The organism is Mycobacterium lehmannii, assembly GCF_001499925.1.
GTDB lineage: Bacteria > Actinomycetota > Actinomycetes > Mycobacteriales > Mycobacteriaceae > Mycobacterium > Mycobacterium lehmannii.
This window is the reverse complement of sequence record NZ_LQIR01000023.1, coordinates 118,121-141,637: the sequence shown is the minus strand read 5'-3', so window position 1 is coordinate 141,637 and position 23,517 is coordinate 118,121. Positions and strand designations below refer to the sequence as shown.

The 23,517-nt window shown below is 67.3% G+C and carries 20 protein-coding genes; 14 read left to right on the top strand and 6 right to left on the bottom strand.

Annotated elements, in window-relative coordinates; translation table 11 throughout:
• Positions 1-68 precede the first annotated feature (68 nt).
• The 7 genes from AU192_RS13580 (at position 69) to AU192_RS13550 (ending at position 11,645) form a co-directional block, all read left to right on the top strand.
• The gene (locus tag AU192_RS13580; RefSeq protein ID WP_064396920.1) at positions 69-2,072 is read left to right on the top strand and encodes a bifunctional copper resistance protein CopD/cytochrome c oxidase assembly protein; all 2,004 of its coding nucleotides are present in this window, start codon (positions 69-71) and stop codon (positions 2,070-2,072) included.
• 117 nt (positions 2,073-2,189) lie between these two features.
• Positions 2,190-3,032, top strand: a complete 843-nt coding sequence (locus AU192_RS13575; RefSeq protein WP_064396918.1) for a hypothetical protein — start codon at positions 2,190-2,192, stop codon at positions 3,030-3,032.
• A 235-nt stretch (positions 3,033-3,267) separates the two neighbouring features.
• Entirely contained in the window at positions 3,268-3,726 is a 459-nt protein-coding gene (locus AU192_RS13570) for a single-stranded DNA-binding protein (protein ID WP_064396916.1), read from the top strand.
• A gap of 121 nt (positions 3,727-3,847) precedes the next feature.
• Positions 3,848-5,521, top strand: coding sequence for an energy-dependent translational throttle protein EttA (gene ettA / locus AU192_RS13565; RefSeq protein ID WP_064396915.1), 1,674 nt, complete (start codon positions 3,848-3,850; stop codon positions 5,519-5,521).
• A gap of 135 nt (positions 5,522-5,656) precedes the next feature.
• Positions 5,657-10,549 (top strand): NAD-glutamate dehydrogenase, encoded by a 4,893-nt coding sequence (locus AU192_RS13560; protein ID WP_064396913.1) that lies wholly within the window; start codon positions 5,657-5,659, stop codon positions 10,547-10,549.
• The gene (locus AU192_RS13555) at positions 10,546-10,989 is read left to right on the top strand and encodes an acyl-CoA thioesterase (protein WP_064396911.1); all 444 of its coding nucleotides are present in this window, start codon (positions 10,546-10,548) and stop codon (positions 10,987-10,989) included. The genes AU192_RS13560 and AU192_RS13555 overlap by 4 nt, the downstream gene beginning before the upstream one ends.
• On the top strand, positions 10,986-11,645 hold the full coding sequence (locus AU192_RS13550; protein ID WP_416171886.1) for a DUF8185 domain-containing protein: 660 nt from the start codon (positions 10,986-10,988) through the stop codon (positions 11,643-11,645). The genes AU192_RS13555 and AU192_RS13550 overlap by 4 nt, the downstream gene beginning before the upstream one ends.
• A gap of 93 nt (positions 11,646-11,738) precedes the next feature.
• Here AU192_RS13550 and AU192_RS13545 read toward each other — a convergent pair whose 3' ends face one another.
• Together AU192_RS13545 and AU192_RS13540 are read right to left on the bottom strand one after the other, a co-directional pair.
• Complete coding sequence (locus AU192_RS13545; RefSeq protein WP_064396910.1) at positions 11,739-13,304, bottom strand: glycoside hydrolase family 13 protein; 1,566 nt, start codon at positions 13,302-13,304, stop codon at positions 11,739-11,741.
• Positions 13,304-13,708: a globin gene (locus AU192_RS13540; RefSeq protein WP_165593302.1), complete on the bottom strand. Its 405-nt coding sequence runs from the start codon at positions 13,706-13,708 to the stop codon at positions 13,304-13,306. The genes AU192_RS13545 and AU192_RS13540 overlap by 1 nt, the downstream gene beginning before the upstream one ends.
• A gap of 131 nt (positions 13,709-13,839) precedes the next feature.
• Between AU192_RS13540 and AU192_RS13535 the strand changes: the two genes are divergently transcribed.
• Genes AU192_RS13535 through AU192_RS13525 form a run of 3 tightly spaced genes read left to right on the top strand, consistent with a single transcriptional unit; the run spans position 13,840 to position 15,290 of the window.
• On the top strand, positions 13,840-14,508 hold the full coding sequence (locus AU192_RS13535) for an HNH endonuclease (protein ID WP_064396907.1): 669 nt from the start codon (positions 13,840-13,842) through the stop codon (positions 14,506-14,508).
• 25 nt (positions 14,509-14,533) lie between these two features.
• Positions 14,534-14,818: an aa3-type cytochrome oxidase subunit CtaJ gene (gene ctaJ, locus AU192_RS13530; protein ID WP_174522786.1), complete on the top strand. Its 285-nt coding sequence runs from the start codon at positions 14,534-14,536 to the stop codon at positions 14,816-14,818.
• Positions 14,805-15,290 (top strand): DUF5130 domain-containing protein, encoded by a 486-nt coding sequence (locus AU192_RS13525; RefSeq protein ID WP_064396905.1) that lies wholly within the window; start codon positions 14,805-14,807, stop codon positions 15,288-15,290. Before ctaJ ends, AU192_RS13525 begins: the two co-directional genes overlap by 14 nt.
• Before the next feature lie 86 nt (positions 15,291-15,376).
• On the opposite strand, the gene AU192_RS13520 is transcribed toward AU192_RS13525, so the two are convergent.
• The 3 genes from AU192_RS13520 to AU192_RS13510 all read right to left on the bottom strand — a co-directional run bounded on the left by AU192_RS13520 (position 15,377) and on the right by AU192_RS13510 (position 18,842).
• A complete protein-coding gene (locus tag AU192_RS13520) occupies positions 15,377-15,727 on the bottom strand; it encodes an HNH endonuclease (protein WP_064396903.1) in 351 nt (116 codons plus the stop codon).
• A 95-nt stretch (positions 15,728-15,822) separates the two neighbouring features.
• On the bottom strand, positions 15,823-18,408 hold the full coding sequence (pepN, locus tag AU192_RS13515; protein ID WP_064396901.1) for an aminopeptidase N: 2,586 nt from the start codon (positions 18,406-18,408) through the stop codon (positions 15,823-15,825).
• Between the two features lie 50 nt (positions 18,409-18,458).
• Entirely contained in the window at positions 18,459-18,842 is a 384-nt protein-coding gene (locus AU192_RS13510) for a DUF732 domain-containing protein (protein WP_066808296.1), read from the bottom strand.
• Between the two features lie 189 nt (positions 18,843-19,031).
• On the opposite strand from AU192_RS13510, the gene AU192_RS13505 reads away from it, so the two are divergent.
• Genes AU192_RS13505 through AU192_RS13490 form a run of 4 tightly spaced genes read left to right on the top strand, consistent with a single transcriptional unit; the run spans position 19,032 to position 22,706 of the window.
• On the top strand, positions 19,032-19,640 hold the full coding sequence (locus AU192_RS13505) for a mycothiol-dependent nitroreductase Rv2466c family protein (protein WP_064396899.1): 609 nt from the start codon (positions 19,032-19,034) through the stop codon (positions 19,638-19,640).
• 44 nt (positions 19,641-19,684) lie between these two features.
• Positions 19,685-20,158: a ribose-5-phosphate isomerase gene (locus AU192_RS13500; RefSeq protein ID WP_064397403.1), complete on the top strand. Its 474-nt coding sequence runs from the start codon at positions 19,685-19,687 to the stop codon at positions 20,156-20,158.
• 2 nt (positions 20,159-20,160) lie between these two features.
• Positions 20,161-20,967, top strand: coding sequence for an Fpg/Nei family DNA glycosylase (locus AU192_RS13495; RefSeq protein ID WP_064396897.1), 807 nt, complete (start codon positions 20,161-20,163; stop codon positions 20,965-20,967).
• Positions 20,968-21,017: 50 nt separating this feature from the next.
• Positions 21,018-22,706, top strand: coding sequence for a cation:proton antiporter (locus tag AU192_RS13490; RefSeq protein WP_064396894.1), 1,689 nt, complete (start codon positions 21,018-21,020; stop codon positions 22,704-22,706).
• Between the two features lie 7 nt (positions 22,707-22,713).
• Here the strand turns inward: AU192_RS13490 and AU192_RS13485 are convergent, their stop codons facing one another.
• Complete coding sequence (locus AU192_RS13485) at positions 22,714-23,475, bottom strand: flagellar assembly protein FliH (RefSeq protein ID WP_064396891.1); 762 nt, start codon at positions 23,473-23,475, stop codon at positions 22,714-22,716.
• Positions 23,476-23,517 lie beyond the last annotated feature (42 nt).

The window sequence follows — 23,517 nt, the reverse complement described above, 5'->3', positions numbered from 1 at the left end:
GTAGCGGCGTGAGCAACGGTACGCTCGGCGATTCCCTCAGAGGTTGAGCCGCGCCATACGCTGGTGGGATGACGACGACGGCATCGGGCGTGCGCACCAGCGCGGTATGGCCGGTGCTGGTCGGGGTGGCAGTCCTGGCGGGGACGATCGCCGCGGGTATCGGGGCTCTGTCGCTGGCCGACGCGCTGAGTGCGACCGGACTGCCGGATCCCGGGCCGATCACGACCTACGGCCTGCCGTTCGTGCGGGCCGCAGGCGAGATCGCGGCGGTCACCGCCGTCGGGTCCTTCCTGTTCGCCGCGTTCCTGACGCCGCCTCAAACCAACGGCGTGCTCGACGCCGGCGGGTACCGCGCGCTGCGCCTGGGCACCGGCGCGTCCGCGGCGTGGACGGTATGCGCGGCGCTGATGGTTCCGCTGACGGTGTCCGACGTCTCCGGTCAACCACTGAGCCAGACCCTCGACCCGGTGGCCGTCTGGTCGGCGGCCGACCTCGTCGAAATGGCCAGCGCGTGGCGGTGGACGGCGTTCCTGGCCGCCGCCGTCACGGTGGCCAGCCTGCCGGTGCTGCGCTGGTCCTGGACGCCGGTCCTGCTGGGCGGGGCGTTGACGACGCTGATCCCGCTCGGGCTGGCCGGGCATTCATCCACCGGCGGCGCCCACGACATGGCCACCAACAGCCTGTTGTTTCACCTGGGTGCCGCTGCGCTGTGGGCGGGCGGGCTGCTCGCCCTGCTGGTGCATGGGATGCGGCGCGGTAAGCACGCCGACCTCGCCGCCCGCCGCTTCTCGGCGCTCGCGTTCTGGTGCTTCGTCGTCATGGCCGTCAGCGGCGTGATCAACGCGCTCGTGCGCGTCGAACCGGCCGACCTGGTGCGCACCGAGTATGGCTGGTTGATCGTCGCGAAGATCTGCGCATTGGCCCTGCTTGCGGTGATCGGGTGGTGGCAACGCCGCTCCGCGGTGGCCGCGTTGCAGGAAGACCCGGACGCGCGCGGTCCGCTGGTGCGTCTGGCGCTGCTCGAGGCGCTGCTGTTTGGCGCGACGTTCGGCATCGCGGTCGGGCTCGGTCGTACTCCTCCACCGCCGCTGGCCGAACAGCCCAGCCCCGTCGAGGTGGCGATCGGATACGACCTCGCAGGCCCGCCAACCGTCGAGCGGATCCTGCTCGACTGGCGTTTCGACCTGATCTTCGGCACCGCCGCGATCGTCCTCGCGGTGGTCTACCTGCTCGGTGTGCGCCGGCTTCGCCGTCGGGGTGACGCGTGGCCGGTCGGCCGGACGCTGGGCTGGCTGTGCGGTTGCGCGTCGCTGCTGATCGCGACGTCGTCGGGGCTGGGCCGCTACATGCCGGCCATGTTCTCGATGCACATGGTCGCCCACATGACGCTGTCGATGCTGGTGCCGATCCTGCTGGTGCTCGGCGCGCCGATGACGCTGGCCCTGCGGGCGTTGCCGACCGCGGGCCGCGGTGAGCCGCCGGGTCCGAGGGAGTGGCTGTTGGCGGCGTTGCATTCGCGGGTGTCACGGTTCCTGACACAGCCGATCATCGCGACGGTCATCTTCGTCGCCGGTTTCTACGGGCTCTACTTCGGCGGGCTGTTCGATGCGGCGGTCGACAAGCACGGCGCACATGTGCTGATGAATCTGCACTTCCTGCTCAGCGGATACCTCTTCTACTGGGTCACGATCGGCATCGATCCAGCGCCGCGCCAGATTCCTCACCTGGGCAAGGTCGCGATGGTGTTCGCGTCGCTGCCGTTGCACGCGTTCTTCGGTGTGGTGCTGATGGGCACCAAAACCGTGCTGGGCGAGCCGTTCTACCGGTCACTGCAGTTGGATTGGCACACCGACTTGCTCGCCGATCAGCGCACCGGCGGGGGAATCGCCTGGGCCGCTGGTGAGGTACCGCTCGTGCTGGTGATGCTCGCGCTGCTGATCCAGTGGACGCGCAGCGACCAGCGCACGGCCAAACGAATCGACCGGGCCGCCGACCGCGACGACGACGCGGAGCTCGCCGCCTACAACGCGATGCTCGCCGAGCTCGCCCGCCGCGACGCCTCTTCGCGCTGAGATCCGGCGAGTCGGCGCCCAGACCGACGCTTTGGCTGGTTTTCGGCCCGCGAATCGACCATTGCGTCGGTTTCGAGGTGTGTGGAGCCAGAACGGGGTCGCGGGCGTCCAATCTGTGTGGACATTCCGTTCGTCGGCCGTGACGCCGTGGCCGTCGGCCACCTCACGAGAGCGCGCCTGCGCAGTCAGTATCGGCCGCTGTACCGCGGCGTCTATATCCCGCGAGGCCACGAGGTGTCGCTGCGCGAGAGGATCGTCGGCGTATCCCTCGCCTCGCCTTCGGCGGTGATCGCCGGCGTGGCCGCCTCCGCGATGCACGGGGCGAAATGGGTCGTGGACGACGTTCCCATCGAGTTGGTCGCGGCGGTCCGGCGCCAGCGCGGGTTGATCGTGCGCGACGAGACCCTGGACGGGGACGAGGTCACGTCGGTGGCGGGCATCCGGGTGACCACGCCGGCCCGGACCGCGTTCGACCTGGGCCGCCATCAGCCGCGTGACCGGGCGGTCGCACGCCTGGACGCGTTGATGAATGCGTGCCCGTTCGCCACCGAGGACGTCGCACTACTGGCGAAACGTCATCGCGGTGTGCGTGGCCTGCGCCGGCTACGGTCGGCGCTGCCGCTCGTCGACGGTGGCGCCGAGTCGCCGAGGGAAACATGGCTGCGGCTGCTGTTCATCGATGCCGGCCTACCTCGCCCCGCCACACAATTCGTCGTCCGTGACGAGTGGGACCGCTACGTCCGGCGCATCGACATGTGTTGGGAGGACTTCAAAGTCGGCGCGGAGTACGACGGAGAACAACACCTCACCAGCCGACGACAGTACGTGCTTGACGTTCAGGTCAACCGCGTGCTGCAGCGGCTCGGCTGGCACGTCATCCACGTCATCAAGGAAGACCGCGCGGCCGACATCGTCATGCAGGCGCGAAACGCCCTGCTGTCGCGGGGCTGGCGCCCGTAGGTTCCGGGGACGCCGGCTCGAAACCGACGCAATGGTCGATCGCGGGTGGGTAAGCCAGCCAAAACGTCGGTCTGGCGACGACGAACGCACCATCCCCAACGACGAATTCATCCACAGGGCCGCCGGGTGACGGAGCGCGCCAAGTCCCGGTGTCGGCGCCGCGGCGCTCAATAGCGGTGTCACCGAGACGCCACGAGGCGGTCGGCAATCAAACGCAAAGAAACAGGAGATCGTCATGTTCGAGACACCGTTCACCATCGTCGGCAACATCGTCACCGACCCGATCCATCGGCGGGTGGGGGATCAGGAGATGGTCCGGTTCCGGGTCGCGAGCAACTCGCGTCGCCGCACGGCCGAGGGAACATGGGAGCCCGGAAACTCGTTGTTCGTGACGGTGAACTGCTGGGGGAGGGTGGTTGCCGGGCCCAGCGCGGCGCTGGTCAAGGGCGACCCCGTTATCGTCGTCGGACACGTTTACACAAGCGAATACGACGACCGGGACGGCAACCGACGCTCGTCGGTCGAAGTGCGCGCCACATCGGTCGGGCCGGATCTGGCCCGGTGCACGGCACGCATCGACCGGGGCCGGCAGCAGTCCGAACAGCGGTTCACCGACCCGGACAACCACTCCGAAGACACCGGTGATGACGACGACACGGAGCAGCCCGACACGGCGCTGCCCCTGACCGCGTAGCGCGGGGAAGCCGCCGGCGCAGGCCTCGAGTAGCTCACTCGGCTGCGCCGGCGGGGCCACGCCTACGATGGTCCGCGAGCATCACCGAGAGACTCGCAACTTCTGAAAGGCATCCCACGGCATGGCCGAATTCATCTATTCGATGCGGAAGGTCCGCAAGGCGCACGGCGACAAGGTCATCCTCGACGACGTCAGCCTGAACTTCCTTCCGGGCGCGAAGATCGGCGTCGTCGGTCCCAACGGGGCCGGCAAGTCGAGCGTCTTGCGGATCATGGCCGGGCTGGACCAGCCCAACAACGGCGACGCGTTCCTGCAGCCCGGAGCGACTGTGGGCATCCTGCAGCAGGAACCGCCGCTCAACGAGGACAAGACCGTCCGCGAGAACGTCGAAGAAGGCGTGGCGATCAAGGAGAAGCTGAACCGCTACAACGAGGTCGCCGAGCTGATGGCCACCGACTACTCCGATGAACTGATGGAGGAGATGGGCCGGCTGCAGGAGGAGCTCGACGCCGCCGACGCCTGGGACATCGACTCCCAGCTCGAGCAGGCGATGGACGCGTTGCGCTGCCCGCCGCCCGATGAGCCGGTCACCCATCTGTCCGGAGGCGAGCGTCGCCGGGTCGCGTTGTGCAAGCTTCTGCTGTCCAAGCCCGACCTGCTCCTTCTCGATGAGCCCACCAACCACCTGGACGCCGAGAGCGTGCAGTGGCTCGAACAGCACCTCGCCGAGTACAAGGGCGCGATCCTCGCCGTCACGCACGACCGGTACTTCCTGGACAACGTCGCCGAGTGGATCCTCGAACTCGACCGCGGACGGGCCTATCCGTACGAGGGCAACTACTCGACGTATCTGGAGAAGAAGGCCGAGCGCGTCGCCGTGCAGGGACGTAAGGACGCCAAATTGCAGAAGCGTCTCCAAGACGAGCTCGCCTGGGTTCGGTCGGGCGCCAAGGCGCGCCAAGCCAAGAGCAAGGCCCGCCTGCAGCGCTACGAAGAGATGGCCGCCGAGGCGGAGAAGACTCGCAAGCTTGACTTCGAGGAGATCCAGATTCCCACGCCGCCACGGCTGGGCAACGTTGTCGTCGAGGTCAAGAACCTCGACAAGGGCTTCAACGGCCGCACGCTGATCAAGGACCTGTCGTTCACGCTGCCGCGTAACGGCATCGTCGGGGTCATCGGTCCCAACGGTGTCGGTAAGACGACGCTGTTCAAGACCATCGTGGGCCTCGAGCAGCCCGACAGCGGCACGGTCAAGGTCGGCGAGACGGTCAAGTTGAGCTACGTCGACCAGAGCCGTGCGGGCATCGACCCGAAGAAGACGGTGTGGGAGGTCGTCTCCGACGGGCTGGATTACATCGAGGTCGGCCAGAACGAAATCCCCTCGCGGGCCTACGTCTCCGCGTTCGGCTTCAAGGGCCCGGACCAGCAGAAGCCGGCCGGTGTGCTGTCCGGCGGTGAACGCAACCGGCTCAACCTCGCGTTGACCCTCAAGGAGGGCGGCAACCTGATCCTGCTCGACGAGCCGACCAACGACCTGGACGTCGAAACGCTGTCATCACTGGAGAACGCGCTCGAGAGCTTCCCCGGCTGCGCGGTCGTGATCTCCCACGACCGGTGGTTCCTGGACCGCACGTGTACCCACATCCTGGCGTGGGAGGGCGACGAGGACAACGAGGCCAAGTGGTTCTGGTTCGAGGGCAACTTCGGTGCCTACGAGGAGAACAAGGTCGAACGGCTCGGCGCAGAGGCCGCCCGCCCGCACCGCGTGACGCACCGAAAGCTCACCCGCGACTGATCCGGCGGGGTACCCGCAAAGCCCGCGCGCGGGCTACTAGGGTCGACTTCTGCGGACCGCGGAGCCGCTTCGCCCATCGGGGCTGGTGGTGACATCCGACGGCGGAGGTCCGCGCCTACAGTTCAGGAGCGTCGCATGTCGGTGAATCCGGGAGACGTCGGGAGATCAGCGGGCGCCGGGGTCGGCGTCACCGGGGCCAACCACTCTCCTGGACTCGACGACCAGACCATGGGGCGACTCGCGCGGGCCTATCTGGAGACCTACCGGGGCCCACACGCCGACGCCCCCGCCGCCGATTCCACAGTCACCATGCCGGTGACAGCGACGGCGCATCAGGTCGTCACGCCGAACCTCATCGCCGCGCATCACCGGCTCGGTCGCTTCCGTCCCTACGGCGATACCCGCGTCGAGGTGTACCGCGCCGACGACCCGGCCGGGTTCGGCCCCGCACTGCAGATCGTCACCGACAACTCCGCGATGGTGATGGACTCGGTCACGGTGCTGCTGCACCGCTTCGGCGTCGCCTACACCGCGATCATGAACCCGGTGCTGCGGGTACACCGTGCGCGCGCAGGCGAACTGCTCGATGTCGCGCCGGCCGCTGAAGCCGGCGGGTCCCGCGACGGGGTGTTCGAGGCCTGGATCCATGTCCAGCTCGCGGCGACCGTCGACCCTAAGGCGCTCGCTCAGGTGGCGCAGATGCTGCCGAGCGTGCTCGCCGATGCGCGTCACGTCGCGCTCGACACCGGCGAGCTGTCGTCGACGCTGCGCCGGTTGGCACATGACGTGGCCACCGACACCGGCGGCAGGTTCCGCGGACCCGACCGCGAGGACGTTGCCGCGCTGTTGCGATGGCTGGCCGACGGGCATTTCGTGCTGCTGGGCTACCAGCGGTGTTCGATACAGGACGGTCGGTCGTCGGTCGATCCGTCCAGCCGGCTGGGGGCGCTTCGGTTGCGCCACGACGTGCTGCCGCCGCTGACCGACGACGACGACCTTCTCGTGTTGGCGCAGGCCACCATTCCGAGCTATCTGCGATACGGCGCCTACCCTCACATCGCGGTCGTCCGCGAACAACACGGACCGACCGTCATCGAACACCGCTTCGTCGGCTTGTTCACGGTGGCGGCCATGAACGCCAATGTTCTTGAGATTCCGTTGATCTCACGCAGGGTGAACGAGGCGCTGTCGCTGTCACGCAACGACCCCAGCCACCCCGGACAACTGCTGCTCGACATCATCCAGACCATCCCTCGCGCGGAATTGTTCGCCCTGTCGGCGCAGGACGTGCTGGACATGGTGAAGGCCGTCGTCGACCTCGGATCCCGCCGGCGCACGTTGCTGTTCATGCGTGCCGATTCCCTCGCGCAGTTCGTCTCGTGCCTGGTGTACCTGCCGCGCGACCGTTACACCACCGCCGTGCGGTTGGAGATGCAGGACATCCTCGTGCGCGAACTCGGCGGGGTCAGCATCGAGTACACCGCTCGAGTCAGCGAATCACCTTGGGCAGTAGTTCATTTTGCGGTACGCATGCCTGACGGCGCCGGCGCCCGTGACATCGACACATCCCCGGCCAACGAGTCGCGGATCCAGGATCTGCTCACCGAAGCGGCGCGCACCTGGGGCGACCGGTTGATCGGCGCGGTGAAGACGGGTTCGATCAATCAGCGCACGGCCCAACACTATTCCGCCGCCTTCCCCGAGGCCTACAAGCAGGCGGTCGCGCCACTCGACGCGATTGATGACATCGCGGTCATCGAAGACCTGCAGGACGGTTCGATCCAACCCGTGCTCACCGATCTCGAGGAAGGCACCGCGCAGCTCACGTTGTATCTGGGTGGGCACTCCGCGTCGCTGAGCGATCTGCTGCCGATGCTGCAGTCGATGGGCGTGGTGGTTCTCGAAGAGCGACCGTTCACCGTCGAACGGCCTGACGGGCTCGTGGTCTGGATCTACCAGTTCAAAATCTCACCGCACAAGTCGATCCCGCAGATCGAGTCCGAATCCGAACGAACCGGAACCGCCACGCGTTTCGCCGACGCGCTGACCGCGATCTGGCACGGCCGCGCCGAGACCGACCGGTTCAACGAGCTGGTGATGCGGGCCGGCCTGAACTGGCAGCAGGTCTCGGTGCTGCGCAGCTATGCGAAATACCTGCGGCAGGCGGGTTTTCCGTACAGTCAGTCGCACATCGAGGCCGTCGTCAACGACCACGCCAAGACCGCCCGTTCGCTGGTCGAACTGTTCGAGGCGCTGTTCTGTCCGTTCGAGGACGAGCACGAGGACGCCCCGAAACGTCGTGACGCCCAGGCGGCCGCGGCGGCGGTGAGCGCCGACATCGACGCACTGGTTAGCCTGGACACCGACCGCGTGCTGCGGGCGTTCGCGTCGATGATCCAAGCGACGCTGCGCACCAATTACTTTGTCAGGCGGCAGGAGTCGGCTCGGTACGAGGACGTGTTGTCTTTCAAGCTCGATCCCGGCCTGATCGACGAATTACCGCTGCCGCGACCGAAGTTCGAGATCTTCGTGTACTCGCCGCGGGTCGAGGGTGTGCACCTGCGGTTCGGTTACGTTGCGCGTGGCGGCTTGCGCTGGTCGGACCGCCGCGAGGACTTCCGCACCGAAATCCTCGGGCTGGTCAAGGCGCAGGCCGTCAAGAACGCGGTGATCGTGCCTGTCGGCGCCAAGGGCGGTTTCGTCGTCAAGCAGCCGCCGACTCCGACCGGAGATGTCGCCGACGACCGCGAAGCGCAACGCGCCGAGGGTGTGTCGTGTTACAAGCTGTTCATCGCCGGTCTGCTCGATGTGACTGACAACGTCGACAAGGGGTCCGGACAGGTCACCCCGCCGCCGGATGTGGTGCGCCGCGATGGCGACGACGCCTATCTCGTTGTCGCCGCCGACAAGGGCACCGCGACGTTCTCCGACATCGCCAACGAGGTCGCCAAGTCCTACGGCTTCTGGCTCGGCGACGCGTTCGCCTCGGGCGGTTCGGTGGGATACGACCACAAAGCCATGGGCATCACCGCCAGAGGCGCGTGGGAGTCAGTCAAGCGGCACTTCCGCGAGATGGGTGTCGACACCCAGTCGGAGGACTTCACCGTCGTCGGTGTTGGCGACATGAGCGGCGACGTGTTCGGCAACGGCATGTTGCTGTCCAAGCACATTCGCTTGTTGGCCGCCTTCGACCACCGCCACATCTTCATCGACCCCGATCCCGACGCGGCGCGTTCGTGGGAGGAGCGCAAGCGCCTGTTCGAGCTGCCGCGGTCGAGCTGGGAGGACTACGACTCCTCGCTGATCAGCGAGGGTGGCGGCGTCTACAGCAGGGAGCACAAGTCGATCCAGATCAGCTCGCAGGCCCGCGCCGCTCTAGGCATCGACGACAACGTCGATGAGCTGACCCCTCCCAACCTGATCAAGGCGATCCTGAAGGCGCCCGCCGACCTGTTGTTCAACGGTGGTATCGGCACCTACATCAAAGCCGAATCCGAATCCGACGCCGATGTCGGCGACCGTGCGAACGATCCGGTCCGGGTGAATGGAAACCAGTTGCGGGCCAAGGTGGTCGGTGAGGGCGGCAACCTCGGCGTGACCGCGCTTGGGCGTATCGAGTTCGACCTCGCCGGTGGCCGCATCAACACCGACGCGCTGGACAACTCGGCTGGGGTCGACTGCTCCGATCATGAGGTCAACATCAAGATCCTGATCGACTCGCTGGTCACCGCGGGCAAGGTCAGCCCTGAAGACCGCACCGAACTGTTGTTGTCGATGACCGACGAGGTCGGCCGGCTGGTGCTCAGGGACAACGAGGATCAGAACGATCTGATGGGCACCAGCCGCGCCAACGCGGCAAGCCTGCTTCCGGTGCACTCGCGCATGATCAAGGCCTTCGTCGCCGACCGCGGCCTCAACCGTGAACTCGAAGCGCTGCCGTCGGAGAAGGAGATCCACCGCCGCACCGACGCCGGAATCGGTTTGACCTCACCGGAACTCGCCACGCTGATGGCTCACGTCAAACTTGCGCTGAAGGCCGACGTGCTGGCCAGCGAGCTGCCCGATCAGGAGGCGTTCGCCTCCCGGCTGCCGTGGTACTTCCCTGAGAAGCTGCGTGAGCCGTTCGCCGCGGAGATCCGGTCGCACGAACTGCGCCGCGAGATCGTCACCACCATGCTGGTCAACGACGTCATCGACACCAGCGGAATCACCTACGTGTACCGCATCAGCGAGGACGCCGGGGTGGGCCCACTGGACGCTGTGCGCAGTTATGCCGCGGCCAACGCGATCTTCGGGATCAACGACATCTGGCGGCAGATCCGCGCAGCGGGGGACGACGGTGTTTCGGTTGCGGTGACCGACCGGATGACCCTGGATCTGCGGCGGCTGGTGGACCGGGCCGGGCGCTGGCTGCTCAACTACCGTCCTCAGCCGCTGGCGGTAGGTGCCGAGACCAACCGGTTCGCGGCCAAAGTCGCGGCATTGACACCGCGGATGTCCGAGTGGCTGCGTGGTGAGGACGAGGCCATCGTGGCCAAGGAGACCGACGACCTCACCTCGCGCGGAGTCCCCGAGGATCTGGCGTACGAGCTGGCCACCGGGCTGTACCAGTTCAGCCTTCTCGACATCATCGACATCGGGGACATCGTGGAGCGCGAACCCGACGAGGTGGCCGACACCTACTTCGCGCTGATGAACTACCTCAACACCGATACCCTGCTCACCGCGGTGTCGCGGCTCGAGCGTGACGACCGCTGGCATTCGTTGGCGCGGTTGGCGATTCGCGACGACATCTACGGGTCGCTGCGCGCTCTGTGCCTGGACGTGCTGGCGGTGGGTGAACCTGAGGAGACGGGTGAGGAGAAGATCGCGGAATGGGAGACGACGAACGGTTCCCGGGTCGACCGCGCCCGTCGTACGCTCGACGAGATTCATGAAAGCGGTCAGCACGACCTCGCGACGCTGTCGGTGGCGGCGCGTCAGATTCGCAGCATGACACGGACCAGTGGAACGGGGACTTCTCGATGACAGGCGCTGATCTCGCGCGCACCACAAGTGGGGCGACGTTTGTCGCGCCGGTCCATGTGCGGTGGTCGGACATCGACATGTATCAGCACATCAACCACGCCACCATGGTGACGATCCTCGAGGAAGCCCGGATTCCGTTCCTGCGAGAACCGTTTGGCCCGGAGATCGAGACGATCGGCTTGCTCATCGCCGAGGTCAACATCGCGTACAAGGCCCAGCTGCGGCTGATCGACTCGCCGCTGCAGGTGACCATGTGGTCGAAGCGCGTGCGCTCGGTCGATTTCACCGTCGGGTACGAGGTGCGATCGGTGGGCGCGCCGCCGGACTCGAAGCCGGCGGTGATCGCGGACACCCAGTTGGCCGCTGTGCACATCAAAGAACAGCGGCTGCACCGGCTTTCGCCGCAGCAAAAAGAGTATCTGCAGCGCTGGACACGATGACGCGATCCGAGCGGGGCCTCTGGCTGACCGAGCTACCGCATCGCGGAGACCTGGCGACATTCGCCGAGCGGGCTTTGCGTCTTGACGAAGCCGCGGTGATCAGGTTGCGTCAACGGTCCGATGATGTGCTGGTCGCCTGGGTCGCAACGGGATTCGATGTGCTGGCCAGCCGGGTGGTCGAGGGTCGGGTCAATCCGCCGGATCTTTCCGCGGGCGCCGACACTCTGGTCGAGGGGCTGCGGACCATCGACGGTACCGGCTTCGTCGAACCCGGCTTCGCGCTGGATTCCGCCTGGCGCGGAGCGCTTCCGCCGGACTCCGGCTTCGTCCACCTCGACGATGTACCCGCCCGCGTCGTGCTCGACTTGGCGCAGCGCGGTGGGGAGTTGGCCAAAGAGCACTCCAGCAGTCACGGTCCACCGGTGTCGCTGCTGGACCAGGAGGTCGTCGCGGTCAGTTCGGGCGACGACAGCGTCGGTATCCCGATGAGGTGTGTATTCGCTTTGACAGCAATGGGTTTCCTGCCGCAGTCGGGATCAGCGGTAGGAGCTGATGAGATCGTACGGGTGCGGGTGACGCCGACGTGGCTGCGCGTCGACGCGCGGTTCGGTTCGGTGTACCGCCGCCGCGGCGACCCCGCCGTCGTCCTGCGCTGACCTTTCTTCCCGTCAGTGACCGTGTTTGCACAGCGACACGCCGCTACAGGAGTACATTTTGCGGTCGCTCGCGCCACCGCGAGCGCGCAGTCGCTAGACCAACCACGCCGCGCTGTCGGGCGGCAGTGCGCCATCGGACACCTCCGCGCTCGCCAGCAGCACCTGACCCTCCGGCAGCGGTATCGGCCGCGAGCCGGCGTTCAGCACGCACACCAGCCCGCCGGTGCGGTGAAACACCAGGCTGTCGGCGGGCGAGTCCAGCCACTCGACCGTCGAACCGTCGAATTCGGCACGCTGTGAACGCAATTCGAAAGCCCGACGGAAGAACGCCAGCGTCGAATCGGGGTCCGCCAACTGCTTCTCAACCGTCAGCGCTGACCATTCCGGGGGAATCGGCAACCAAGTGTCCGGGTTGTCCGAGAACCCGAACGGAGGGGTGTCGCCCTCCCACGGCATCGGAATCCTGCTGCCGTCGCGCCCGCGGCGGGTGTGCCCGGAACGCTCCCACACCGGGTCGCGCAGCGCCTCGTCGGGGAGGTCGGCGTTCGGCAGGCCCAGTTCCTCACCGTTGTAGATGAACACCGGCCCCGGCAGCGCCAGCATGACCAGCGCCATCGCCTTGGCGCGGGCCAAGCCGACGGCACCGCCGCCGTAGCGGGTGGGCACGCGGTCGACGTCGTGGTTGGCCAGCGTCCACGTCGGGATGGCGTCCACCAATTCGGCTGCGGCCATTGAGTTCTCGATCGCGTGACGAATGTCGGCGGCGTCGAACGCCGCGCGCAGGAGCCGGAAGTTGAAGCCCAGATGCAGTTCGTCGGGACGCACGTAGCGTGCGAACTGCTCGTTGTCGTAGACCCAGACCTCGCCGATCGCAACGGATTCCGGATAGTCGTCGAACACTCGCCGGATCCGGCGATGGATCTCGTGCACGCCGTCGTTGTTGAACCGGGGATCGTCGTCCATCTCGGCCAGCAGCATCTCGCGTCCCACAATCTTCATGTCGGGAAGCCCGGGCGGCTTGGCCATCCCGTGCGCGACGTCGATGCGGAAGCCGTCGATGCCGCGGTCGAGCCAGAACCGCAGCGTCCGTTCGAGGTCGTCGAATACCTCGGGGTTCTCCCAGTTGAGGTCCGGCTGCTCGGCGTCGAACAGGTGCAGATACCACTGGCCGGGGTTGCCGTCGGCTTCGGTCACCTGGGTCCACGCAGGCCCACCGAACACCGACAGCCAGTTGTTGGGGGGGTTCGAACCGCCGGGCCCGGTGCCGTCGCGGAAGATGTAGCGCTCGCGCTGCCGGCTGCCCGGGCTCGCGGCAAGAGCCGCCTGAAACCACGGATGCGCGGAGCTGGTGTGGTTGGGCACCAGGTCCATCGTCACCTTCATGCCCAGGTCATGGGCGGCGGCGGTGAGCCGGTCCAACGCCGCCAGGTCGCCGAACAGAGGGTCGACGTCGCGCGGGTCGGCCACGTCGTAGCCGTTGTCGGCCATCGGCGAGACCATCACCGGGTTGAGCCAGATCGCGTCGACGCCGAGCGCCTCGAGATAGTCCAGGCCGGATGTCACCCCGTCGAGGTCGCCGACCCCGTCACCGTTGCTGTCGCGGAACGAGCGCGGATAGACCTGGTAGAACAGCGCGTCAGACCACCAAGAATTCGTCATCAGAACGGCGCGTTCACCATCGAATGGGCGGCCATCTCGAGGTAGGCCAGCAGCTCTTTGCGGTGCTCGTCGTCGAGGGTGTCCGAGTCGATCTCCGCGACCGCGGTGTGCATACACCGCAGCCACGCGTCGCGTTCGATGTAGCCGATCCGGAACGGGGCGTGGCGCATCCTCAACCGCGGATGCCCACGCTGGTCGGAGTAGGTGCGGGGGCCGCCCCAGTACTGCTCGAGGAACATCCGCAGCCGCACCTCGGCCGGTCCGAGGTCCTCCTCGGGGTAGAGCGGACGCAGGATCTCGTCCTCGCGGACCAACTCGTAGAACCGCGCCACGATCACGCGGAACGTCTCGTGGCCACCGACTTCGTCATAGAACGACCTCTGTGGCTGTGTCACGCCGACCATTGTTCCTTGTTGCTGGATTCACCAGGTCAGGCGGGCGCACCACCCGATGTTCACCTGACTGACCTGCGAACACGTCGAGAATTGTCGTGCGATTCACAGGAATCCGTGGTGAACTGTCGGACGGAGGACGTATGGCGCATCGCAAGAAAGGCCCGTCCAAAAGGGCCGGCCAGCGGAGTCACGGTGCCGCGACCGCCCTAGCCGGGTCGGTGGTACCGGGCGCGCAGGCACGCGTCCTCCACAGCGTCGACATCCATCCGCCGAGTACCACCGAGGGGTCGATCTGGGGTCGTCGCCGTGTGCTGCTGCTGAACTCCACCTACGAACCGTTGACCGCTCTGCCCATGCGGCGGGCGGTCATCATGTTGATGTGCGGTAAGGCCGACGTCGTGCATGACGATCCCGGTGGGCCGGTCATCCACTCGGCGACCCGATCGATCGTGGTGCCCTCGGTCATCCGGTTGCGCTCCTACGTCCGGGTGCCGTACCGGGCGCGCATCCCGATGACGCGCGCGGCGTTGATGCACCGCGACCGGTTTCGCTGCGCCTACTGCGGGAGTAAGGCCGACACCGTCGACCATGTGGTTCCGCGCAGCCGCGGGGGAGTGCACTCGTGGGAGAACTGCGTGGCGGCCTGTTCGTCGTGCAATCATCGCAAGGCCGACCGGCTGCTCACCGAGCTGGGGTGGTCGCTGCGCACGGTGCCCGTTCCGCCGAAGGGCCAGCACTGGCGGCTGTTGTCCAGCGTCAAGGAACTCGACCCGTCATGGGTCCGATATCTGGGCGAGGGCGCGGCGTAAACGCGGCTGGTATACGGTTTGCGACGTGAGCACCACAACGACAATCCTGCTATTGACCTTGGTGCCGCTCGGGCTGACGGCTGTGCTTGCCCTGATGATCTGGAGCAAGAAGGGCCCACACCCGGCGAGCTACAAGATGTCCGACCCTTGGAAGCACGCCCCGATCCTGTGGGCGTCCGACGAGCCCGCCGATCACGGGCACGCGACCGGACGCAGTGTGGCGGCCGACTCGGCGGCCCACGGCGGAAACGTGGGTGAACACCAGTCCAACGCGGTGACGATTGGAGGCGGCGCCAGTGGCAAGTGGTGACGTTGCGGTAACCGGCCATCGGGCCGCGCTCGAGCACACCGACCTCCCGATGGGTTGGGTGGTCACCTCCAGCGGCCGGATCTCCGGTGTCACGCAGCCTGGTGAGCTGTCGTTGGACTACCCCTTCCCGACCAAGGACCTGGTGTTCCTCGACGACGCGCTCAAGTACGGCTCGCGGGCTTCGAAGGCCCGGTTCGCGGTGTACATCGGCGATCTCGGCGACGACACCGCGGCCACCGCGCGCGAGATCCTCGCTCAGGTGCCCACCCCGAACAACGCCGTGCTGCTGGCCGTCTCGCCCGATCAGCACGCGATCGAGGTGGTCTACGGCGCCGACGTCAAGGGACGCGGCATCGAAGAGGCCGCACCGCTGGGCGTCTCCGCGGCGGCGGCGTCGTTCAAAGAGGGCAACCTGATGGACGGGTTGATCAGCGCCGTGCGGGTGATGAGCGCCGGCGTCACCCCGGCCTGACCGCACCTTCCGTTGTTGCGCGAGAGTGCGTGTCTGACCACGACACGCCGCGCCAGCGCAGCGTTATGCGCACGTTCGCGGGCGCGTCACTGTGCATCGAGTGCGAGCTCAGCACGAATTTCGACGTAACGCTCGAGGAAGCGCCGCTCGTCGAGACGCTTGCGCCGCAGCCACGCGGTGACCTCGTCGTTGCACTTGCTGGTATTGCACGAGGCGCACGCCGGTACGACGTTGTCGATGGTGTACCGGCCGCCGCGGGAGATCGCCATGACGCAGTCGCGTTGCAGCGCTCGATCCGTCGCGCCGCAGTAGGCGCAGCCCTTCCACGCGTCTTTCAACGCTTGCCACTGTTGCGCCGTGAGGTCGTTGTCGACGGCGCCGAGTCGACGCTTACGCTTGCGGGCCGCCCTGGCCCGGCGAGTTCTGCTGACCGCCACGCGCTCAGCATGCACCGCGAGCGACCGCTCTTGTACGGCCCGACGCGGCGTGTCGGCGTACTGACACGGTCGCTCGCGCCGAAAAGGGGAGGTGCTCAGGTGACGTCGAAGGCGCGGGCGCGTAGGGACCGCTCTACGCCGGCTCGGCCCTCGATGACCAGACGCCGTAGCGGGGACGGCACATCGGGGTCGGCGAGGAACTGGTCGGCGGCGGCCAGCCCGTCCTCGCTGATGTCCCACCCCGGGTACAACCCGATGACCACGGTCTGGGCGACCTCGCTGGACCGCCGCTGCCACACGCCCGCGATCGCGCCGAAGTACCTCTCGCGGAACGGCGACAGCAGCGCCTGCTGACCGGGCTGAACGAAGCCGCCGATGATCGCGCGCGCGGTGATGTTGGCCAGCGTGTCGTCCTCGATCACCTGCTCCCACGCCGCTTCCTTGACCGCCAGTTCGGGTCGCGCGGCCGACGCTGCGGCGGCGTGCCGTCGTCCCGCCGCGGTCGGATCGCGTTGGGCCTCGGCGTCGATGAACGGCGTCTCCATGCCCTCGGCGTCGACGGCGCCCGCGGCGGCGAGTGCGGTCACGATGCGCCACCGCAAGTCGGTGTCGACGACCAGACCGGGCAGACCCTTGAGCGCGGGGTCTTCGTCCAGCAGCGCCGAAAGCACCTCCACATGCCGCGGACTGAGCACCGATCCGCACAGCGCGTTGACGTAGGCCAGTTGGTGATCGGAGCCGCCCTCGGCGCCGCGGGCCAGGTCGAGCAACCGGTCGGCGAACTCGGGCCAGCCCGACGAGCGCGCCCACTCCGGGTCGGCGTAGGAGTTCAGGGCCGTCTGGGCCTGCAGCAGAAGCCGTTGCAGCACACCGACTTCGGTCTCGGCGTACACACCGCCGCATACCAACGACACGAAGTCGCGGGCCTTGAGCTCGGCCTCGCGTGTCATCTCCCACGCCGCCGACCACGCAAGGGTGCGCGGCAGCGGCTCGGCGATGTCGGCGATGCGCGTCAGCACCGTCTGCAGCGAATCCTGGTCCAGCCGCAGCGAGCAGTACGTCAGGTCGTCGTCGTTGACCAGGATCAGCTTCCCGCGCGGAACACCGTGCAGCGCAGGCACGTCCGTGCTCGAACCCTCGATGTCGAGTTCCTCGCGATGCACCCGCACCAGCTTGCCGGAGCCGTCGTCGTCGTAGATTCCGACCGCGAGGCGATGCACCCGGGTCTCACCGGCGCCGGGCGCAGCCCCGCTCTGGTCGATGGCGAACCGGGTGAACCGGCCCTCGGCGTCGAGGTCGAAGTCGGGGCGCAGCGTGTTGAGGCCCGTCGTCTTGAGCCACTGCTGTCCCCATCCCGACAGGTCGCGCCCCGAGGCCTTCTCCAGCGCGCCCAGCAGGTCACCGAATGTGGCGTTGCCGAACGCGTGGTCGCGGAAGTAGTCGCGCAGGCCGGAGAGAAACTCCTCCTCGCCGACGTAGGCGACCAGTTGCTTGAGGACGCTGGCGCCCTTGGCGTAGGTGATCCCGTCGAAGTTCACCTCGACGGCCGCCAGATCGGGGATGTCGGCGGCGACGGGATGGGTGGAGGGCAGTTGGTCCTGGCGGTACGCCCACGACTTCTCCACGTTCGCGAACGTCGTCCACGCCTCGGTGTACTCGGTGGCTTCTGCCTGGCACAGCACCGAGGCGAACGTCGCGAAAGACTCGTTGAGCCACAGGTCATCCCACCACTGCATGGTGACCAGGTCGCCGAACCACATGTGCGCCATCTCGTGCAGGACGGTCTCGGCGCGCCGTTCGTAGGAGGCTCGGGTCACCTTGCTGCGGAAGACGTAGTCCTCGAGAAACGTCACCGCCCCGGCATTCTCCATCGCGCCGGCGTTGAACTCCGGTACGAACAGCTGGTCGTACTTACCGAACGCATACGGGATGCCGAAGTTGTTGTGGTAGAAGCCGAATCCCTGCTTGGTCTCGGTGAACAGCCGTTCGGCGTCCATGAACTCGGCCAGGGTCTTGCGGCAGAACAACCCCAGCGGAATGTCGCCGTGGTCGTCGCTGTAGACGTCGTCCCAGCGTGCGTAGGGACCGGCGACGAGCGCCACCAGGTACGTGCTCATCCGTGGGGTCGCGGCGAAGGTGTGCCGCTTGGCGGCACCGGCGTCCTCGATGTTGACGGTGGCGCCGTTGGACACGACCTCCCAGTGTGACGGCGCAGTCACCGTGACGTCGAAGGCCGCCTTGAGATCCGGTTGGTCGAAGCACGCGAACATCCGCTTGGCGTCGGCGGTTTCGAATTGCGAGTACAAATACACCTCGTCGTCGACGGGGTCGACGAACCGGTGCAGACCCTCTCCGGTGTTGGAGTAGCGGCAATCGGCGTCGACGACAAGGACGTTGCGTCCGGCCAGTCCGGTCAGCGCGATGCCGGTCGATTCGACATAGCCAGACACATCGATGTCGCGGCCGTTGAGGGTGGCGCTGTGGATCGTGTTGGCCGCGATGTCGATGTAGGTGTCGGCGCCGGGGAGGGCGTCGAATTCGACGGTCGTTTTGGACCGGAACGTGCGCTCACCGGGCTTGCCCGCGCCGTCGGTCAGGTCGAGTTCGATGCGGTAACTGTCGACGGTGACCAGGGCGGCGCGCTCGACGGCTTGGTCGCGGGTCAGGTTGGGAAGTGCCACCCGACCAACCTATAGCCCGCGTCGCCCGAGGGCGCGTCGCACGTGCTGCGTCAGAAACCCGGGATGGCCCGCGCCGCGGGCAGCCAGTCCATCACGGTGCCGTTGCCCACTGACGCCAACATCTGCGGGCAGTACATCGAGATCGCGATGCCGGTGAAGAACGCCGCGATGTCCGGTGGGATGCCGTTGTCGGACACCTGCGTGTACACCTTGGCGAGGTTCTTGCCCGGTTCGACGAGCATCGGGCAGACGGATTCCCCGAGCGCGACCATGTTCACGGGGTTGTCGACGGACATGCCTGCGCCGCGAAGTGCGGCCAGGAAGGCGTCGTCGGTCGTGTCGGCTTGGGCCGGTGCGGCGAACGTCGTTGCGACCGCCGCCAGACCGACCCCCAACGCCAGAGCGCGTACTCGAAGATCAACAGGTTTATTCACTTCGGTAACGATTCTTCACATTGGTCACATCAGGAACACGGTTCGATCACCGTTTGCACTCTTAGGCGTTTCTCATATCGCGGCCTGCGAAGTGGGCCGCTATAGGCGCCGCCGCGGGGGAACACTCCAAGCGCGACCGCAGTTGTCAGAAATGGACTCTGCCCACCCCGCGCCCGGAAGGATTCGCCCATGTCCGAGAAGTCCGTCGCAGAACTCTGGTTCGACCCGCTGTGCCCGTGGTGCTGGATCACCTCGCGCTGGATCCTCGAGGTCGAGAAGGTCCGCGACATCGACGTGAGCTTCCGGGTGATGAGCCTCGCGGTGCTCAACGAGGGCCGCGACCTGCCCGAGGAGTACCAGGAGGCGATGAAGAAGGCGTGGGGGCCGGTGCGGGTCGCCATCGCCGCCGAACAGGCCAAGGGTCGCGAGGTCCTCGGCGGGCTGTACACCGCGATGGGAACCCGCATCCACAACCAGGGCATCGAGGACTTCGACGTGGTGATCAAGGAGTCGCTCGTTGAGGTCGGACTACCGGCCGAACTCGCGGAGGCCGCAACCACCGACAAATACGACGAGGCGCTGCGCAAGAGCCACCACGAGGGCATGGACCCCGTCGGCGAGGACGTGGGCACGCCGACCATCCATGTCAACGGTGTCGCATTCTTCGGACCCGTGCTGTCGCGAATCCCGCGCGGCGAAGAGGCGGGCAAGCTGTGGGACGCCTCGGTGACCTTCGCGTCCTATCCGCACTTCTGGGAGCTCAAGCGCACCCGCACGGAGTCGCCGGAATTCGACTGAGCGGGGCCCGGGTCGGGCCGACGGCGTCTGCCACAATGACGGCCATGCGCGTCTACCTGGGAGCCGATCACGCCGGCTTCGACCTCAAGCAGGCCATCGTCGAGCACCTGCGCAGTTCCGGGCACGAGCCGATCGATTGCGGGGCGTTCGTCAACGACCCCGACGATGACTATCCCGCGTTCTGTATCGCTGCCGCGCAGCGGACCGTCGGCGATCCGGGCAGCCTCGGCATCGTGCTCGGCGGCTCGGGCAACGGCGAGCAGATCGCGGCCAACAAGGTCCCCGGCGCACGCTGCGCGCTGGCGTGGAGCATCGAGACCGCCAAACTCGCACGCGAGCACAACAACGCCCAGCTGATCGGCATCGGCGGGCGCATGCACACCGTCGAGGAGGCGCTCGCGATCGTCGATGCGTTCGTGAGCACCCCGTGGTCGGAAGCCGAACGGCACCAACGTCGTATCGACATCCTCACCGAGTACGAACGCACCCACGTCGCGCCCCCGGTACCCGGCGCCTAGGGATGCCGGAAGGCCACACTCTGCACCGGCTCGCCCGGTTGCACCAGCGGCGCTTCGCTCGGGCACCGGTGATGGTGTCCAGCCCGCAGGGCAGGTTCGCCGACGGCGCCGCCGCCGTCGACGGGCGGGTGCTCAAGAAGGCCACCGCCTACGGCAAGCATCTGTTCCACCACTACGAAGGTGGCCGGGTGGTGCATGTGCATCTCGGGTTGTACGGCACGTTCACCGAGTGGGCGCTGCCTGCGGGGACGGCACCACCGCCGCCGGTGGGACAGGTCCGGATGCGGATGATCGGCGCTGAGTACGGCACCGACCTTCGGGGGCCGACGGTGTGTGAGGTGCTCGCCGAACCGGAGATCGCCGACGTCATCGACCGGCTCGGACCCGATCCGCTTCGCCGTGACGCCGACGGATCGCTGGCGTGGGCCCGAATCCGCAAGTCGCGCAGGCCGATCGGGGCGCTGCTGATGGACCAGACGGTGATCGCCGGGGTAGGCAACGTGTATCGCAACGAGTTGCTCTTTCGGCACGGCATCGACCCGCACCGGCCGGGCATCCGCATCGACGAGGACGAGTTCGACGCGATGTGGACCGACCTCGTCGCGTTGATGCGGATCGGGTTGCGGCGCGGCAAGATCCACACCATCCGCCCCGAGGACGACCACGGGCTGCCCTCGTACGGGCCCGGACGGCCCCGCACCTACGTCTATCGGCGGGCGGGCGAGCCGTGCCGGCTGTGCGGCACCGAGATCCGCACGAAGGTGATGGAAGGCCGCAACCTGTTCTGGTGCCCCACCGACCAGACGTAGGCACCGCGGCTGGGTCAACGTGACGGGCGCTCCTGCGCGACAATCGGCGCGTGGAGTTGATTCTCGTCGTCGTCGGAGCCATCGTCGTCACCGCTGTCGCACACCGGCGCGGCCTCGAACCGGCCCTGGTCATCGTCATCATCGGCGCCGCTGTGTCGTTTCTGCCGGATTTCGAGCCACCCGAACTGGATTCGCACATCCTCCTGACGGTGGTGTTGCCGCCGCTGCTGTACTCGGCGGCGCTGAACTTCTCGTTCCCGACGTTCCTGCGCAACATCAGGCCGATCCTGGGCCTCGGCGTCGGGCTGGTCGTGGTGACCGCATTCGCGGTGGCGGCCTCGGCGTGGCTGGTGGTGGTGCCCCTGACGTTCGCCACGGCCCTGGTGCTGGGCGCGATCGTGGCGCCGCCGGACGCGGTGACCGCGGTCGCTGTCGGACGCAAGCTGGGCCTGCCGAGGCGGGTGATGGCGATCCTGACCGGAGAGAGCCTGATCAACGACGCCGCTGCGCTGACCCTGTTCTCGATCGCGGTGGTGCAGGTCACCGGCGGACACATCTTCATCCACAACCCGTTGCTGTTGTTCGGCTACAGCGCCGTCGTCGGGCCGATCGTGGGCGCGCTGCTCGGTTACGTGACGCTGTGGATCCGCAGGCGACTGGCCAATCCGGGGTTGGAGACGGTGCAGGGCCTCGTGGTGCCGTTCGCGGCGTTCATCGTCGCCGAGGAATTGCACGCATCGGGGGTGTTGGCCGTCGTCGTCGCCGGCTTCGTGGTGGCCAACGGCACGCTGTCGGCCGGGTACCAGACCCGGCTGCAGGAACGGTATGTGTGGAACTCCGTCGACGTGTTGCTCGAGGCGTTCGTGTTCGCCTACATCGGGTTGCATCTGCGCTTCGTGCTCGAGGACCTGCAGGAGGCGCACGAGTCGCTGGCCGAGGTCGCTGTGGCGTCGCTGGTCGTGCTGGTCATCGTCTTGGTGATCCGGCCGCTGTCGGTGTTCGCCATCTTCGGGCGCAACAAGCTGTCCCAGCACGTCGAGACGCGGTTGAGCGTTCCCGTACCGGCAGGCGGAGGTCGCGGTGCGCTGGGAACCAGGCGGCGCAACAACCCGCCGGGTAAGTGGCGGTCACGCGTCGACCGGCGGTCGCTGTCCTGGCGGGAGAACGTGGTCGTGTCGTGGACGGGGATGCGCGGGGTGGTGACTTTGGCTGCGGCCGCGGCCATTCCGGCGACGACGGTCACCGGCGAGCCGTTTCCCGAGCGGGCCACCATTCAGGCCATCGCGTTCGTGGTCAGCGTCGGCACGCTGCTGCTTCAAGGCTCGACGCTGCCAATCCTGATCCGGCGGCTGCACATTTCGCGGTTCTCCGACGATCACGCGGTCGATCGCGAGGAGGAACTCAAGGCCGAACGCGTCGTGCACGACGCCGCCGATCGGGTGCTGGCCGACTTTCGGGCCAATCCGCCTGCGGGGCTGAGCTCTCGCGTGGCCGCCGAGATCGAGGCGACCATCGCCCGGCACTCGCAGGACGCCGACGAGATGCCGGACCCCGAGGCGCATACGAAGCGCTCCGAGGTGTTCGCCGCGCTGTACCGCGACGTGCTCACCCACCAGCGCGCCGCGCTGATCGCCGAACGCGACGAGGGCCGCATCGAAGACGAGGCGGTCCGCGCGATGCTCGAACGGCTCGACCTACAGGAGGCCGGGGTGTCGGCGCGTCTGGAGAGCCGGCTGTAGCAGAAGGTCAGAAGCCGCCGAAATCGCCGAAGCCGCCGCCGATGTCACCGCCGCCGCCCCAGTCGCCGCCGCCGTCACCGCCCCAGTCGCCTCCGGGATCCTGGCCTTGGTCGAGCCCCTGGTCGTATCCCTGGGCGAAGCCTTGTTCATAGCCGCTGCCGTGCATGCCGGAGAACAACGCGTCGAACAGCAGCACCGAGCCCAGGCCCCAGGCGCCGGCGACGAGCGCTGGCTTCCACCACGGCTCGGAATACCAACCCGCAGGCACCGGCCGACCCGCGACCCGGCCGCCGGGGTAGTAGTTCGGGGTGCGCTCGGATGGCGTCGGCGAGGCCTCGATCTCGCGGCCCTCGAATTCGACCTTGCGCTCCTCGGTCACCGTGCCCGCTGACCGCTGGCCGGCGAGCGTTTCGAGTTCGGGGCCGGGATCCATGCCCATCGCGACGCGAGCGGCGCGTACGTAGTAGAGGCCCTCGAGCGCGCTCTCCTTGGCGAGCAACGCCTGCTTGGCGGTGTTGGCCTGGTCGATCTGCGACCCGGCAGCGGTGTAGCGCTCGGACGCGTCGGCCAGCGCCTGCTTCGACGCGTCGTCGTTACCGGTCAGGCCGATCACCTGACCGCCGAGACGTTCGATGACGCGGCGGGCGTCGGCTTTCGCGTCCTCGAGCGAGGCGGCCTTGCGCCGGTCAGAAGCCCTCATCGCGGCGTAGGCCACGACGCCGAGAGCGACGATGACCAGGACGACGAGAACGAGCAGAACACCGTTCATAGCGCCCAGCGTACCCAGCGTGAACGCGAAAACCGGATCGCG